This window comes from Pseudotabrizicola sp. (genome assembly GCF_030684215.1).
GTDB lineage: Bacteria > Pseudomonadota > Alphaproteobacteria > Rhodobacterales > Rhodobacteraceae > Pseudotabrizicola.
Genome location: NZ_JAUXOV010000076.1, coordinates 132,136 through 147,697, shown reverse-complemented (window position 1 = coordinate 147,697; position 15,562 = coordinate 132,136). Strand labels below are relative to the sequence as shown.

At 61.7% G+C, this 15,562-nt stretch carries 17 protein-coding genes; 6 read left to right on the top strand and 11 right to left on the bottom strand.

The features are described 5' to 3' along the window. Positions 1-4 precede the first annotated feature (4 nt). Both Q8K08_RS19760 and Q8K08_RS19755 read left to right on the top strand, forming a co-directional pair. Positions 5-889: a DMT family transporter gene (locus Q8K08_RS19760; protein ID WP_305251477.1), complete on the top strand. Its 885-nt coding sequence runs from the start codon at positions 5-7 to the stop codon at positions 887-889. A gap of 10 nt (positions 890-899) precedes the next feature. After that, positions 900-1,781, top strand: a complete 882-nt coding sequence (locus Q8K08_RS19755) for a lysophospholipid acyltransferase family protein (protein ID WP_304800205.1) — start codon at positions 900-902, stop codon at positions 1,779-1,781. 3 nt (positions 1,782-1,784) lie between these two features. Here the strand turns inward: Q8K08_RS19755 and Q8K08_RS19750 are convergent, their stop codons facing one another. Beyond that, on the bottom strand, positions 1,785-2,483 hold the full coding sequence (locus Q8K08_RS19750; RefSeq protein ID WP_304800221.1) for a thioredoxin family protein: 699 nt from the start codon (positions 2,481-2,483) through the stop codon (positions 1,785-1,787). A 248-nt stretch (positions 2,484-2,731) separates the two neighbouring features. Here Q8K08_RS19750 and acnA point away from each other — a divergent pair, with 248 nt between their 5' ends. After that, positions 2,732-5,500 carry an aconitate hydratase AcnA gene (gene acnA, locus Q8K08_RS19745; RefSeq protein ID WP_305251475.1) on the top strand — a complete coding sequence of 923 codons (2,769 nt, stop codon included), beginning with the start codon at positions 2,732-2,734 and terminating at the stop codon, positions 5,498-5,500. A 270-nt stretch (positions 5,501-5,770) separates the two neighbouring features. Here the strand turns inward: acnA and Q8K08_RS19740 are convergent, their stop codons facing one another. From Q8K08_RS19740 to ccmA, 5 genes are all read right to left on the bottom strand, one after another. Beyond that, on the bottom strand, positions 5,771-6,316 hold the full coding sequence (locus Q8K08_RS19740) for a DsbE family thiol:disulfide interchange protein (RefSeq protein WP_305251473.1): 546 nt from the start codon (positions 6,314-6,316) through the stop codon (positions 5,771-5,773). Continuing rightward, entirely contained in the window at positions 6,309-6,470 is a 162-nt protein-coding gene (ccmD, locus tag Q8K08_RS19735; RefSeq protein WP_304804879.1) for a heme exporter protein CcmD, read from the bottom strand. Before ccmD ends, Q8K08_RS19740 begins: the two co-directional genes overlap by 8 nt. Next, positions 6,467-7,198, bottom strand: a complete 732-nt coding sequence (locus Q8K08_RS19730) for a heme ABC transporter permease (RefSeq protein WP_304804882.1) — start codon at positions 7,196-7,198, stop codon at positions 6,467-6,469. Before Q8K08_RS19730 ends, ccmD begins: the two co-directional genes overlap by 4 nt. 74 nt (positions 7,199-7,272) lie before the next feature. Then, positions 7,273-7,929: a heme exporter protein CcmB gene (gene ccmB / locus Q8K08_RS19725; protein WP_304804884.1), complete on the bottom strand. Its 657-nt coding sequence runs from the start codon at positions 7,927-7,929 to the stop codon at positions 7,273-7,275. Next, complete coding sequence (gene ccmA, locus Q8K08_RS19720) at positions 7,926-8,546, bottom strand: heme ABC exporter ATP-binding protein CcmA (protein WP_305251470.1); 621 nt, start codon at positions 8,544-8,546, stop codon at positions 7,926-7,928. The genes ccmB and ccmA overlap by 4 nt, the downstream gene beginning before the upstream one ends. A gap of 103 nt (positions 8,547-8,649) precedes the next feature. Here ccmA and Q8K08_RS19715 point away from each other — a divergent pair, with 103 nt between their 5' ends. Further along, on the top strand, positions 8,650-9,636 hold the full coding sequence (locus tag Q8K08_RS19715) for an aldo/keto reductase (protein WP_304804888.1): 987 nt from the start codon (positions 8,650-8,652) through the stop codon (positions 9,634-9,636). Between the two features lie 67 nt (positions 9,637-9,703). Here Q8K08_RS19715 and Q8K08_RS19710 read toward each other — a convergent pair whose 3' ends face one another. After that, positions 9,704-10,321, bottom strand: coding sequence for a lytic transglycosylase domain-containing protein (locus Q8K08_RS19710; protein WP_304804890.1), 618 nt, complete (start codon positions 10,319-10,321; stop codon positions 9,704-9,706). Between the two features lie 226 nt (positions 10,322-10,547). Here Q8K08_RS19710 and ssb point away from each other — a divergent pair, with 226 nt between their 5' ends. Continuing rightward, positions 10,548-11,087, top strand: coding sequence for a single-stranded DNA-binding protein (ssb, locus tag Q8K08_RS19705; protein ID WP_304804893.1), 540 nt, complete (start codon positions 10,548-10,550; stop codon positions 11,085-11,087). 229 nt (positions 11,088-11,316) lie between these two features. On the opposite strand, the gene Q8K08_RS19700 is transcribed toward ssb, so the two are convergent. From Q8K08_RS19700 to fabD, 3 genes are all read right to left on the bottom strand, one after another. Further along, positions 11,317-11,550, bottom strand: coding sequence for an acyl carrier protein (locus Q8K08_RS19700; protein WP_013067402.1), 234 nt, complete (start codon positions 11,548-11,550; stop codon positions 11,317-11,319). A 179-nt stretch (positions 11,551-11,729) separates the two neighbouring features. Then, the gene (gene fabG / locus Q8K08_RS19695) at positions 11,730-12,470 is read right to left on the bottom strand and encodes a 3-oxoacyl-[acyl-carrier-protein] reductase (protein WP_305251448.1); all 741 of its coding nucleotides are present in this window, start codon (positions 12,468-12,470) and stop codon (positions 11,730-11,732) included. 97 nt (positions 12,471-12,567) lie between these two features. Continuing rightward, positions 12,568-13,497, bottom strand: a complete 930-nt coding sequence (fabD, locus tag Q8K08_RS19690; RefSeq protein ID WP_305251447.1) for an ACP S-malonyltransferase — start codon at positions 13,495-13,497, stop codon at positions 12,568-12,570. A 152-nt stretch (positions 13,498-13,649) separates the two neighbouring features. On the opposite strand from fabD, the gene Q8K08_RS19685 reads away from it, so the two are divergent. After that, complete coding sequence (locus Q8K08_RS19685) at positions 13,650-14,837, top strand: cytochrome b/b6 domain-containing protein (protein ID WP_305251445.1); 1,188 nt, start codon at positions 13,650-13,652, stop codon at positions 14,835-14,837. A gap of 77 nt (positions 14,838-14,914) precedes the next feature. Here Q8K08_RS19685 and Q8K08_RS19680 read toward each other — a convergent pair whose 3' ends face one another. Continuing rightward, positions 14,915-15,490, bottom strand: coding sequence for a YceI family protein (locus tag Q8K08_RS19680; protein WP_304801466.1), 576 nt, complete (start codon positions 15,488-15,490; stop codon positions 14,915-14,917). Positions 15,491-15,562 lie beyond the last annotated feature (72 nt).

Genomic DNA, 15,562 nt, shown 5'->3' with positions numbered 1-15,562 from the left:
TGCCATGACCCTGCCCACACTCAAAGACACCAAGAGCGGCATCCTGTTGATGATTCTGGCGATTTTCTGCTTTAGCGCGATGGATGCCGCCGCAAAGGGGCTAATCGCACGCTATCCCGTTCCGCAGGTGATCTGGGCGCGTTTTGCCGGTCAGGTGCTGATCGTGGCGGTGCTGCTGGGCCCGCGCCTGCCGCTGATGTTGCGCACACAGTGGCCGATGCTGCACCTCATCCGCTCGGCCTGCCAGCTTGGGGCGATTGCCTGCTTTTTCTCGGCCCTGCCGTTTATTGGTCTGGCAGAGGCCACCGCTTTGGCTGACCTGAACCCGGTGCTGATCACGCTGGGGGCTGCGCTGTTTCTGGGCGAGCGTCTTGGCCCGCGCCGGGTTGCTGGGGTGGTGGCGGCGCTGATCGGCGCACTGATCATCATCCGCCCCGGCCTGTCGGTGTTTACCCCTGCCGCCCTTTTGCCGCTCGCGGCGGCGGCATTCTATTCAGTCAACGCCCTGCTGACCCGCCGCCTTGGCCCGCTTGAAACAGCGTGGACACCGATGATTCTTGCCGCGCTGTTCGGCATGGCTGTCACCTCGGTCAGCCTGCCGTTTGTCTGGGTGCCGGTGCCCATGCCCGACTGGCCGCTGTTTGCGCTGATCGGCATTTTAGGCACTTTGGCACAACTGGCCCTGATCCGCGCGTTCACACTGGCCGAAGCGGGCAGTGTCGCGCCCTTTGCCTATGTCGGGCTGATTTTTGCCGCTGGATGGGGCTATGTGTTCTTCAATGAGGTTCCTGATCTGGCGACCATCATCGGCGCGCTTGTGATCGTGGTGGCAGGACTTTATGTCTGGCACCGCGAAACACGGGTGCATGGCGCATCCCAAAGCCTGTAACACGGACCCGATGATCGACAAAGACGCGCATATAAACGGCACCTGGGGCCAGTGGTTGACGGATCGTGCCATCCGCACGGTGCTGTGGCTGCTTCTGGCACTGCCCTATCGCTGGCGCGTGCCGCTATGTGGCTGGGTCATGGCGCGCATTGTCGCCCCGCTGGCGGGGTGGCCAAAACGCATCCGTGACAATCTGGCACTGACCTTGCCCGACCTGCCCGCTGACCAGATCGACCACATGGTTGCCCGCGTGCCCGAAAACATCGGACGCACTGTGATCGAGATCTATTCCGGCGCCGAGTTTATCGCCCGCACCACCGAACTGCCCCTGACGGGCGACGGTGTGGCAGCCCTTGAGGCCGCGCATCAAGCCGGACAGCCCGTCATCCTCGCCACCGGGCATTTCGGCAATTACGATGCGGTGCGCGCGGCGCTGATCGCGCGGGGCTATTCGCTTGGCGCGCTGTATCGCCCGATGTCGAACCCGTGGTTCAACGATCATTATGTGCAGGCCATCGGCACCATCGGTCAGCCAATCTTTGAACGCGGGCGCGCAGGCATGGGGCAGATGTTGAAACACCTGCGCGGTGGTGGGATGTTGGGCATTTTGCCCGATCAGCGCATGCACAAGGGTGTGAAGCTGACATTTTTCGGGCAAGAGGCGCTGACGGCGCTGTCTGCCGCAGATATGGCGCTGAAATATGATGCCATGCTGATCCCGACCTATGCGATCCGCCAGCCGGATGGCTTGTCGTTCCAGATCATTGTCGATCCACCGATCCAGCCTTCGACGCCCGAGGAAATGACTCAAGCGTTGAATGACAATCTGGAGCGTTTGATTCGCAAATACCCCGAACAGTGGTTCTGGATTCACCGCCGCTGGAAGCCGTAAGGCTTATTTCACCACCGCCGCCGCCAGAACATTCGCCGGGCCTTCGGTCTGCACGATCACCACCACCGGGTCAGAGCCTGAAACTTCCGCCGTCATCTCAAACGGGGTCACGCCCGGCCAGTCGGCAATCGCCCGCCAGTCGGTCACGATGTTGGTATAGGTTACCTCGCGCCCCTCATTCTCGCCCCGGCCAATCGCGACCGTGGCTTCGGGCGTGTAGCGGATCACCTGAATACGGGCGTTTTTTGACAGGGGAGGATTGGCCTCGGCCTTGATGACAATGCGATCTCCGTCGCGCGTCACACTCAGCCGCACCGGGCTGACCTGCGCCTGATGACGGCGTATCGCTTCGGCCACCTGCGCCGGGTCATTGCCCTCTACCCGGTCTTGCCCGCCGACAATCATTTGCGGCGTATAGATCATCCGGCTGCCCACCGCCTTGGCATAGGCTTTCTGGCGCTGGGTAAAGGCCGGGTTGCCAAAGGTATCGCGCCAACCAATATAATCCCAATAATCGACGTGCAAAGACAGGGCGATCACGTCAGGGCTTTTGACCAATTGTTCCATGAATTCATCGGCCGGGGGGCAAGACGAACAGCCTTGTGATGTGTAAAGCTCTACGACAACAGGCGATGTTTGCGCCAAAGCTGCCCCGGAAACGCCGATCCAGAGCCCAAGAGTCGCGCTGACCAAATGTCGCATCGTCACGTATATCATCCCCAAACTTGTTCATTCGTTCTACAGACTAGCCCGATGAGCCGCCAATCAAGGTTTTGCGAGTGCCTGATCAATTCACAAACGCTGAGAAATCATGGCAAGATCAACACAAGTTCACTGAAACGAGGGCTGGATTCTTGGCATACAATGGTATACAAAGCCAGCGATTCCCCGGCTTAACCCGCCGAACCCGACCTTAAGCCATTCCCCATCCCATAGCCAAGAGGCCCAAAATGACCGTCACCGTCGGACATGACAGCCAGAAAACCCGCAAATCCCTGACAGCGGGCGGCCAGACCGTCAGCTATTACTCGATCCCCGCAGCCGAGGCCGCGGGCTTGGGCGAATTCTCACGCCTTCCTGCCGCGCTTAAAGTGGTGCTGGAAAACATGCTGCGGTTTGAGGATGGTAAGACCGTCTCGGTTGACGACATCAAGGCGTTTTCCGATTGGGGCAAGCTGGGCGGCAAGAACCCGCGCGAGATCGCTTACCGTCCGGCCCGCGTGCTGATGCAGGATTTCACTGGCGTTCCCGCTGTGGTTGACCTTGCCGCGATGCGCGATGGCATCCTTGGCCTTGGCGGCAATGCGCAAAAGATCAACCCGCTGAACCCGGTCGATCTGGTCATCGACCACTCGGTCATGATCGACGAATTCGGCACTCCGCGCGCATTTCAGGCCAACGTTGACCGCGAATATGAACGGAATATGGAGCGTTATGTTTTCCTGAAATGGGGTCAGAACGCGTTCAACAATTTCCGCGTGGTGCCACCGGGCACCGGCATCTGCCATCAGGTGAACCTTGAATATCTGGCGCAGACCGTCTGGACCGATACCGATCAGGATGGCAACCCTGTCGCTTACCCTGACACGCTTGTCGGCACCGACAGCCACACCACCATGGTCAACGGACTGGCCGTTCTGGGCTGGGGCGTGGGCGGCATCGAGGCCGAGGCCGCGATGCTGGGCCAACCGGTATCCATGCTGATCCCCGAGGTTGTCGGCTTCAAGCTGACGGGCGCGATGATGGAAGGCACCACGGCCACGGATCTGGTGCTGAAAGTCGTGCAAATGCTGCGCAAACATGGCGTTGTCAGCAAGTTCGTTGAATTCTATGGCGACGGGCTGGACCGGCTGCCGCTGGCCGACCGTGCCACCATCGCCAACATGGCCCCAGAATACGGCGCCACCTGCGGCTTCTTCCCGATTGACGCCGAAACCCTGCGCTATCTGCACATGACTGGTCGGGACGAATCCCGGATTGCACTGGTCGAGGCGTATGCCAAAGCCAATGGCATGTGGCGCGACGCGGATTACAGCCCGATCTACACCAGCACGCTGGAGTTGGACATGGGCACCATCGTGCCCGCGATTTCAGGGCCAAAGCGTCCGCAGGATTACCTGCCCCTGACCACCGCCGCACAGGCATTTGGCGATTATATCCGCGGCATGCGTAAAGCTCCCGAAGTGCCGGTTCTGGAAAAGGCCGAAATGGTAGCCGAAGGCGGCAACCCTGCCCCGGCGGTTCTGCCCGGCAACCACGACGGCCTGTCCACCGCAGCGGTTGAGGGCCAGGATTACGTTCTGCGCGACGGGTCAGTTGTGATCGCCTCGATCACATCATGCACCAACACGTCGAACCCTTATGTGATGATCGGCGCGGGTCTCGTGGCGCGCAAAGCCCGCGCGCTTGGCCTGAATCGCAAGCCGTGGGTGAAAACCTCGCTGGCACCGGGCAGTCAGGTGGTGTCGGAATACCTGAACGCCGCAGGTCTGCAAGAAGACCTGGATGCCGTCGGCTTCAACCTTGTCGGCTATGGCTGCACCACATGTATCGGCAATTCCGGCCCGCTTGATCCTGCGATTTCCAAGGCCATCAATGACGGTGATCTGGTGGCGACATCCGTTCTGTCGGGCAACCGCAACTTTGAAGGCCGGATCAGCCCGGATGTGCGCGCCAACTATCTGGCCTCACCGCCACTAGTCGTCGCTTATGCGCTTGCGGGCGACATGAACATCGACATCACCAAGGATGCGATCGGCACGTCAAAGGATGGCAATCCGGTTTATCTGCGCGACATCTGGCCCACCAACAAGGAAATCGCCGACACCGTGCATGCGGTCGTCACGCGGGCGGCATTCCAGAAGAAATACGCTGACGTGTTCAAGGGCGACGAGAAATGGCAAGCCGTGAAGGTAACGGATTCCGAAACCTATGACTGGCCAACCTCGTCCACCTACATCCAGAACCCGCCCTATTTTAAAGGCATGTCCAAGACTCCGGGCGTGATTTCGAACATCGAGAGCGCGCGCGTTCTGGCACTGCTGGGTGACATGATCACCACTGACCACATCTCGCCTGCGGGTTCGTTCAAAGGATCCACTCCGGCTGGTAAGTATCTGACAGACCGTCAGGTTCCGACATCCGAGTTCAACTCTTACGGCTCGCGTCGTGGCAACCATGAAGTGATGATGCGCGGCACCTTTGCCAACATCCGCATCAAGAACGAGATGCTGTCGGATGTAGAGGGCGGTTATACCAAGGGCCCTGATGGCGCGCAGACCAGCATCTATGATGCGTCGATGGCCTATCAAGAGGCGGGCACGCCTTTGGTAATCTTTGGCGGCATCGAATACGGCGCAGGCTCGTCGCGCGACTGGGCTGCCAAGGGCACGGCTTTACTGGGCGTCAAGGCGGTGATCGCGGAATCGTTTGAGCGTATCCACCGCTCCAACCTCGTTGGTATGGGTGTGATTCCGTTCGAGTTCACCGAAGGTGCCACGCGCAAATCGCTGAACCTGACCGGGGATGAGGTGGTGTCGATCCACGGTCTTGACGGCGATCTGAAACCGCTGTCGTTGGTGCCTTGCACGATCAAGTATGCCGATGGCACCGAAAAGACCATCCAGATCAAGTGCCGTATCGATACCGAAATCGAGATCGAATATGTCGAACACGGCGGCGTGTTGCACTATGTGCTGCGCGATCTGGCAAAGTCCTGAGCCGTCGCTTATCGGCGCTTGCAGGCGTCTTTGCTGAACCGAGGCCCGGAACGAAAGTTCCGGGCCTTGTTCTTGTTAAGTTCCCGTTCATCTCGTTGTGCGACTCTGGCGCGGCCCCATGATGAAAGGCCTGCCACATGCCTGCTCGCTTCCCCCCACTCGTTCCGCAGCCGCCCGCAAAAGCAAAGGCGCGCGGCCTGCCTCAACTGCCTTGGGCAGAGTTTGGGGTATTTGCCCTGCTGGGTCTGCTTGTCGTGGGCTGACCCTAGGTCAGCCCGGCGCTTGCGCTGCCAATGCCTCGGCCAGTGCAGGTTTGAACCGGTTCTCGTAATCCGTCCCGATCAGCGGCCCGATAAAGCGCATCGCCACCGTACCATCACCGCGGATGATGAAGGTCTCTGGTGGTGCTGTCACACCCCATTCCACCCGGTTGCGGCCCTGTGGGTCGGTGGCCACGCCGATGAACGGGTTGCCCTCCTCTGCCAGATAGGCAATCGCCTTGGCATCATTATCCATGATGTTGATGGCCCCCACCCGCACGCCATCTGCCGCCATTTGCATCAGCACCGGATGTTCGGCCCGGCAAGGCGGGCACCATGTGGCAAAGAAGTTGACCACCGTGACCTGCCCCGTGCGCAAATCAGCATCGGTCAGCAGCGGAACGCCCGCAAGCCCCGTCAAAGGCACCACCGGGGCAGCGCGGTTCTGAAACGCGGTCGGCATATCGTTGGGGTTCTTCTGCATCATACTGACGTAGAACGCCCCTGCCAGCCCGGCAAAGATCACCGGGGGCAGCACCATCAGCCATTTAGCCATCTTGCTTCCCCTGTCGCGCCTCAACCTCGTCCAATTGCCGTTTCACCCGCCGCCCTTGCCACAGTGTCAACGCGATCACCGCAATCAGCAAGGCCAGTGACGCGCCATAAGAGGACAACACCGCAACCGCATATTTTCCCAGATCAGGCATCATGCAATACGCTCCCGTGCCTGCAGGGCCGACAGTCGGCGCGCGCGAATCTCTGTGCGGGTCCGTATCAACACCAGCGCCACGAACAGCAGCACGAACCCCGCGATGCACACAAGAAGCGGCAGATAATAGGCCACATCCAACGGGTCTTTTTCACCCACCTTCAGGATCGTCGAATCCTGATGCAGCCCTTGGTTCCAGAATTTCACCGCATAGCGCGACAGCACCGCAAACACCGACCCCACCATGCACAAAACCGCCGTCAGGTCGGCTGCGGTGTCGGGGTCTTCGACCGCCTGCCACAGCGCCATATACCCAAGGTAGAACAGCGCCAGAATCAAAAACGCGGTCAGGCGCGGATCCCAGGCCCACCATGTTCCCCACATCGGCTGGCCCCAGAACGCGCCCGTCACCAGCGCAATCGCGGTAAAGGTCAGCCCGACCGGAGCAGCAGCCTTGGCCGCCAACGCCGACACATGATGGCGCCGCACCAGCCAGATCAGGCTGGCCACCAGCATCATCACCCAAGCGTTGATCGCCATCATCGCGGTTGGCACATGCACGAACAGGATCTTGACCGTAGATCCCTGCTTGTAATCATCGGGGGTGAAAAAGAACCCCCAGACCAGCCCGACCACCAGACAAAGGCCCGTCAGGCCAACAACCCATGGCAAGACCCCGGCCGAAACCTGCATGAACTTCTTTGGATTGGCATATTCCCATAACGACATCGGGCTGGCGTATCCTCTCTAGGTATGCGTCTCAAGTCACTATCATGTCAAAGCGGCCGCGGGCAGGTCACAGATCAGCGCAGGTTGACGCGGATTGCTGCCGCCGCCGCAAAAGGTAACAGCGCAAGCGCCCCCGCCGTAATGCCCGCCAGCAGCAGCAAAGGCACAGACACATCAGCCCCCGCGGCACCGCGCTTCACCACTTCGGCCCCGAAAATCAGCGTCGGCACATACAAGGGCAGCACCAGCAGCGATAGCAGCAAGCCGCCGCGTTTGATCCCAACCGTCAGAGCCGCCCCAAATGCCCCGATCACCGACAGCGCAGGCGTGCCAGCAGCAAGGCTGACAACCAGCCACAGATAGCCCGGCCCCGGCAGGTTCAAAAGCACCCCCAGCACAGGGGCGGCAAGGGTCAGCGGCAAGCCCGTCACCAGCCAATGCGCCAGCGCCTTGATGGCCACCACGCCTTCCAGCGGAATGGGCGAAGTGGCCAGCAGGTCCAGCGAGCCATCCTCAAAATCCAATGCAAAGATGCGGTCCAGTGATAACAAACAGGCCAGCAGCGCACCCACCCACAGGATACCGGGCGCGATTTTTGCCAAGGTCGCGCCCTCTGGCCCCACACCCAATGGCACCAGTACCGCCACCAGCAGGAAAAACGCAAGGCCCAGGCCAAAGCCGCCCCCGGCGCGAAAGGCCAGCCGCAAATCACGGATCAACAGCGCAATCATGTGAATGCCTCGTCGAATCCACCGGTCGCAACGGGTGTCTTTGCCTTATACGGCGCAAGCTCCAGCACCCCGGCTTCAGTCAACCCCAGATCAATATGGGTGGCAATCAGCGCCATGCCGCCAGCCGCCAGATGCGCCCGCACCACGCCCGCGAACAAGGCCACGCTGGCCACATCCAGCGAGACGGTGGGTTCATCCAGCACCCAAACCGAACGCCCCGTCACCAGCAACCGCGCCAGCCCCAGCCGCCGCTTTTGCCCCGCCGACAGGTTCGCGGCCCGGCGCGCGCGCAACTCTGTCAGGTTCATTTGTGCCATCGCCTGCGCGACCCCGCCAACGCCGTGGATCGCCGCCCAGAATTGCAGGTTTTCCTCGACCGTCAGCACCGCCTTCAGCCCGTCGGCATGGGCGGCATAGGTCAGGCTTTCGGGCGGTGCGCTGACCGATCCGGTCACCGCAGGCTGCAACCCTGCCAGCGTGCGCAACAGCGTGGTCTTGCCCACCCCGTTCGGCCCACGCAAAATCAACGCCTGCCCCGCTGCCAGCGAAAAGCTTACGCCCTCCAGCACCGTCAGACCGCCGCGCGCAACGGACAGATTTTCGACCACCAATTCCATGCCCTACCCCTAGCGCAGCCCATGCGTGGCGAAAAGGCCCTGCGTCACCATGGCAATCTGCGACCCCAGCCCCTAGGCTAGCGCAAACACACGGAGGATCCGCATGCAGACTCGCAATTTTGGCCGCACAGGCCGCACGACCACCCCGATCGGCTTTGGCGCATGGGCTATCGGCGGCACATGGGGCGAGGTCACATGGGATGACGCAAAGGCCACGCTGAACGCAGCCCTTGATGCCGGAATGACCTTCATCGACACCGCCGATGTCTATGGCGACGGGCGCAGCGAACAGATCATCGCCGAGGTGCTGGGCGCGCGCGGCGGCAACCGCCCCTTTGTTGCAACCAAAGCAGGCCGCCGTCTGAACCCTCACACCGCCGAGGCCTATACCGGGGCCGCGATAGAAGCCTTCATCGATCGCAGCCTGAAAAACCTTGGGGTCGAGTGTCTTGATCTGGTGCAACTGCATTGCCCGCCCACCCCGGTCTATTCCGACCCAGCGATGTTTGCCGCCCTTGATGCGATCAAGGCCAAGGGCAAAATCGCCAATTACGGCGTATCAGTGGAAACCGTGGCAGAGGCGATGGCCGCGATCCAGAACCCCGGCGTGGTGTCGGTGCAGATCATCTACAACATGTTCCGCATGAAGCCCGCCGACGCCTTCTTTGCCCAGGCCCGCGCGCAAAACGTCGCCGTTGTTGCCCGCGTGCCACTGGCCTCGGGCCTGTTGACCGGCAAGATGACCACCGACAGTACCTTTGCCGCCGATGATCACCGCAGCTTCAACCGCAACGGCGAGGCGTTTGACAAGGGCGAGACCTTCAGCGGTGTGCCGTTTGACGTGGCACTGGACGCGGTCGAGGCGCTGCGCCCCCTGATCCCCCAAGGCACCCCCATGGCCGCCTTTGCCCTGCGCTGGATCATGATGGAACAGGCCGTCACCGTGGTTATTCCGGGCGCAAAAACTCCGGCGCAGGCACAGGCCAACGCGGCCGCCGCCGATCTGCCCGGCCTTAGTGCCGATCAGATGCGGGCGGTGCGGGATGTCTACGACCGCCTGATCGCGCCGCACGTCGCCCATCTGTGGTAACGCAAAGGGGGCGGCGCATCCATTGCGCCGCCCCCTTTGTCCGCCTTGAGGCCAGATCAGACAAAGCCTAGCCCAGAATCGCCTTCACGTAATTCACCGTCTCGGGGTATGGCGGAATACCATTGTGCTTTTCCACCGCCCCCGGGCCCGCGTTATAGGCCGCGAGTGCCAGACGCCAGCTGCCGAATTTTTGATACATCATCTTCAGATAGCGCGCGCCACCCTCAAGATTCTGGTGCGGATCGTTGATATCCACCCCCAGTTTCTGCGCGGTTCCCGGCATCAGCTGCGCAAGCCCGGTTGCGCCCTTATGCGACACAGCCCCCGCATTCCAACCCGATTCCTGCTGCACCAGCCGCAGGAACAGATCCTCTGGGATGCCATGGCGACTGGCCATCGCACGCGCAACAGTCAGATACTCGCCCTTATAGCGCCCGGAATAGCGCGGGGCCGTCGTTTCCGTCGGCGCGATTACTTTGGCTTTGCCCTGCGGCGTCAGACGGGCCGACGCCTCATATTGCTTGGCCAAGCGGCCATCGAGCAGTTTTTTCTGTGAGTTGAACACCGAGGCCCGGTTCTTGCCAGAGCCAGACAGGTTCAGACCTTCGGCAAAGCCCGCAGCAGGCACCAACCCGGACAAGGCTACGGCCAAGGACACAGAAAAGACCGCCGCACTCAGCTTCATGTAACACTTCCGGATTGCCTCAGACCCGGTGACTATAGGGAATTTTTCGGGGCGATCCAGTCCCTGCCATCCGCGTCGCTGTCAAAACATGCCATCGGCGGAATGTTGCCAACATTTCCGACGCATTCCCGCCCCCTCTGCGCATTGCAGCCCCGCCGCGTGCCCGGTATAGGTTTCTTAACCAAGACCGGAGATATTTCCGGGGCGACATATAGCGGAGGATTCCATGGCAGGCTCGGTCAACAAGGTCATTATCGTCGGCAATCTGGGCCGCGACCCCGAGGTGCGCAGCTTTGCCAATGGCGGCAAGGTGGTAAACCTGCGTATCGCCACGTCCGAAAACTGGCGTGACAAACAAACGGGCGAACGTAAAGAACGCACCGAATGGCATTCGGTGGCGATCTTCAACGAGGGTCTGGCCAAGATTGCCGAACAATACCTGCGCAAAGGCTCGACCGTGTATATCGAAGGCCAGCTGGAAACCCGCAAATGGCAGGACCAGTCGGGCGCCGACCGCTACACTACCGAGATCGTGCTGCGCCAGTACCGGGGCGAACTGACCCTGCTGGGCGGTCGCGGCGAAGGCGGCGGCGGTGGTGCTGGCGGCTCGCAGGGCGGCGGCTATGACGATCGCGGCGGCTATGACGATTACGGCAGCGCGCCTTCGGGCGGTGGTGGTATGGGCGGCAGCTCTGGTGGTGGCGCGCGTGGAGGCGACAGGGCCCCCGCAGGCCGCTCCGACCTCGACGACGAAATCCCGTTCTGATCCAAGCCCGCACACACATCACCAGGCCCCGGTCCCGTACAGGACACGGGGCCTTTTTCTGACGCCCCCTCAGACGCCCGCGCGAAAACGGCCCGCCGTTAAGGGCCTGACGACGGATCGACCCGTATCGGCCACCCGTCTCTACCTGCAGCGCCTCACAGCACCACCAACGAAAAAGGCACCCACAAAGGGGTGCCCGTTCCGTAAACCAGAAGCCGTAATCCGCAGATCAGGCCGCTTCGGTGATGAACTTCACAGCATCGCCAAAGGTCTGAATGGTTTCGGCGGCGTCATCGGGAATCTCGATCCCGAATTCTTCCTCGAACGCCATGACCAGTTCGACAGTGTCGAGCGAGTCCGCGCCCAGATCGTCGATGAAGGATGCGGTCTCGGTGACCTTGTCCTCTTCAACGCCCAGATGCTCAACGACGATCTTCTTCACGCGGTCAGCGATGTCGCTCATGTCACTTCCTCTTTTATCCAGCGGGAGGCTTTCCCGTCTCTTGTCCTTGCCCCTCACGGGGCTACTCCATCGCAACGGGGCGACGACACCGGTTTGATCCGGCGATTTCCAGCGCGCCTATAGCAAGGGCCGCACGCTTAGGCAAACGCTTTCACAAAGCCAGGCCGGACCCTGTGTTGTCACGATACCATGGCCATACCGCCGTTCACATGCAAGGTGGCACCTGTGACATATCCTGCCTCAATCGAGGCCAGATACAGCACCGCCGCCGCAATCTCCTGCGGCGTGCCCATCCGGCCCGCTGGCACCGCCCCCAGAATCGCCCCGCGCTGCGCGTCATTCAGCTTTTCCGTCATCGCGGTCTCAATAAAGCCCGGCGCCACGCAGTTCACCGTGATTCCGCGGCTGGCCACTTCCGCCGCCAACGATTTCGATAGCCCCACCATCCCGGCCTTAGAGGCGGCATAGTTCACCTGCCCGCCATTGCCTGTGGTGCCAACGACGGAACTGATGTTCACAATACGACCCCAACGCGCCTTCATCATGCCGCGCACCGCCGCCCGGCACAGCCGGAACGTCGCCGTCAGGTTGACGTCGATCACCGACTGCCAATCCTCATCCGACATCCGCATCATCAGCCCGTCCTTGGTGATCCCGGCATTGTTGACCAGCACATCGACCGACCCCATCGCCTCAGCCGCGCGCTTGACCAGCCCCTCAACCTCGGCCGCGTCAGACAGGTTGCAAGCAATAACATGCGCCCGCTCTCCCAGCTCTGCCGCCAGCGCCTCCAAGGGCGCCACCCGCGTTCCCGACAGCGCCACCGTGGCCCCGGCGCTGTGCAGCACGCGCGCAATCTCGGCACCTATCCCGCCCGAAGCCCCCGTCACCAGCGCTGTTTTTCCCGTCAGATCAAACATATCAACTGTCCTCCTCGGACCTTTTCATCTTGGTAGAAATACTCTCGGGGGGGCCGGGGGGCAGACAGCACCCCGGGGTCATCCCCAGGCGCAAGCCTCAGCCCTTCAGCGCCAGCACATCCGCAGGAACACCCACAGCCCGCGTTTCGGCCCCCGGCACGATCCGCTTGATCATCCCGGACAGCGCCTTGCCGGCCCCGATCTCCCAATATTCGGTCACCCCGGCGCGCTCCATCCACAACATGCTCTCGCGCCAGCGCACAGACCCGGTGACCTGCGCGATCAAGAGATCGCGGAACCGGTCGGGCTCCTCAATTGCCTCGGCGCGCACATTCACCACCACCGGACAGACGGGCTTTGAAATCACAACCGCCGAAAACGCTTCGGCCATCACATGCGCCGCCGGGGCCATCAGCGCACAATGGAACGGGGCCGACACCGGCAGCAGCAACGCACGTTTCGCGCCGCGCTCCTTGGCCAGCACCATGGCGCGTTCCACCGCGTCTTTATGGCCGGAAATCACCACCTGTGCGGGGTCATTGTCATTTGCGGCCTGGCACACCTCATCGCCCGCCGCTTCGGCGGCGACGGCCACCACCGTCTCGAAATCGAGACCCAGAATCGCCGCCATTGCACCAATGCCCACCGGCACCGCCTCTTGCATGGCCGCGCCCCGGATGCGCAGCAGCCGCGCGGTGTCCGACAGGGTCAGCGCCCCGGTCGCGCACAGCGCCGAATATTCGCCCAAGGAATGCCCGGCCACGAAATCGGCGTGATCCATGCCAAAGCCTTCCGCCTCCATCGCCCGCAGTGCGGCGATGGATGTCGCCATCAGCGCTGGTTGCGCGTTCTGGGTCAGGGTCAGCTCTGCGATATCTCCCTCCCAGATCAGCGTTGAAAGCTGCTCTCCCAAAGCGTCGTCAACCTCGTCGAACACTGCTTGTGCTGCCGGATAGGCTTCGGCAAGTGCGCGGCCCATGCCGATGGTTTGGGCCCCCTGGCCCGGAAATACGAATGCGCGGCCCATAGTGCCCTCCGTCTGATGTCTGCCCTGAAATAGCGCGCCACCGCCTGCAGCGCAATCACTGCGCCCTTTGCACAGGCGCTGTGCAGCAGCGGATGCTGCCTTCGCTGAGAAAAAGCGCTAGCGTCTCGCTAAATCATTGACCGGAGTTTCCCATGTCCGCCCGCAATTCGCACCGCTCTTATGGCAGGGTCGCGCGCCTGTTTCACTGGACCACCGCCGCGCTGATCCTGCTTGCAGCCCCCCTTGGCATCATTGCCAACCGCCTGCCCTATGACACGGCGCAGTCGCTCGCTTTCAAAGCGCAGGTGTTTTCCCTGCACAAAACCCTTGGCGTCGTGGTATTTTTCGTGGCGCTTGGCCGCATCCTGTGGGCACTGCTTGAGGCCCACCCCGCCCCGCTGCACCCCGAACGGCGGCTGGAGTTGTGGGTCGCGCGGCTGGTTCACTGGATGCTCTATATCAGCCTTGTTGCCGTGCCGCTGACCGGCTGGGTGCATCACGCCGCCGTCACCGGATTTGCGCCGATCTGGTGGCCGTTTGGTCAAGGCTTGCCCTTTGTGCCGCAATCCGAAGCGGTAGCGCAGGCCGCAGGCTCTGCGCATTGGGTGTTTACCAAGCTGATGATTGTCTCGATCATTCTGCATATTGCTGGTGCCCTGAAGCATCATGTGATCGACCGTGACGATACCTTGCGCCGGATGACGCTTGGCACCCTCGCACCCGCCAACCCGGTGCCGGCGCGGCGCACTGCCCTGCCGCTCCTGACTGCGGCGGCACTGTTTGGCCTTGGCGCAGGTGTCGCGGCTCTGCCACGCGGCGAACCCATCACAACCACCCCCACAGTGGCCGCGGCGCCTGCCGGAAACTGGCAGGTGTCTGCCGGCACGCTGTCCATTGGTGTGGCGCAGATGGGCCAGTCCGTCAGCGGCAGCTTTGCCACATGGTCCGCCGATATTACCTTCGACGAGGTGGCCACCAACGGCAGCCATGGCAACGTCACCGTCACCATTGATACCGCCTCGCTGACCCTTGGCTCGGTGACAACCCAAGCCAAATCCGCCGATTTCTTTGACACCGCCAACTTCCCGCAGGCGATCTTCACCGCCAACATCCTGCCCGCCGCCAGCAGATATGAGGCCACAGGCACCCTGACCTTGCGCGGGGCCGAGGTGCCAGTGACCCTGCCCTTTACGCTGACCATCGACGGCGACACCGCCACGATGACCGGGCAAACCAGCCTGGACCGCCGCGATTTCGGCATGGGGGCCAGCTATGGCGACGAATCTTCGGTCGGGTTCGGGGTGGTGGTGGACGTGGACCTGACCGCCAACCGGTCCTGATCCCACAACCAAAGCGCTGCACAGCAAAAAGGCCGCCGGATTGCCCCGGCGGCCTTTGTCGTTTTTTGATGCGCGCCTTATTCGGCCTTCATTGCTTCAACCGAGATCTGAACCTGCACTTCATCGCTGACGAAGGGCGCAAAGGCGCCGACGTTGAAATCCGACCGCAGCAGCGTGGTCGTGGCGTCAAAACCGGCCCAAGGCTTGTTCTCCATCGGGTGATCGCTGACCTGATTGAGCACAGCGTCCAGCACAACCGATTTGGTTACATCGTTCAGCGTCAGGTCGCCGGTGATCTTGGCAGTGTTCTCGCCGGTCACTTCGATGGCGGTCGAGGTAAATGTGACCATCTCTTCATCGGTGGCCCCAAAGAAATCAGCTGACATGAAATGCTCGAACCGGGCTTCCCAGCCGGTCAGCATGGATTTGACCGGGAAAGACACAGTCACGGAAGATGCGGCCGGGTTGACCTGATCAAACATGATCTCGCCGTCAAAGCCCGAGAACATGCCGAAGCCGGTCGAATAGCCAAGGTGGTTGTAGTTGAACACAATCTGGCTGTGGCTGGCGTCCAGCGTATATTTTTCGGCTTCTGCAAAGGCGGGGGCAGCGGCAAGGGCGGCAATCAGGGCGATGGGGGCGATGCGGGTCATTCAGAACTCTCCGGCTGGGCGGGCCACCATGGCCCACAATACGTCGCGGACCCTGCCCTAAATGCTGCAACC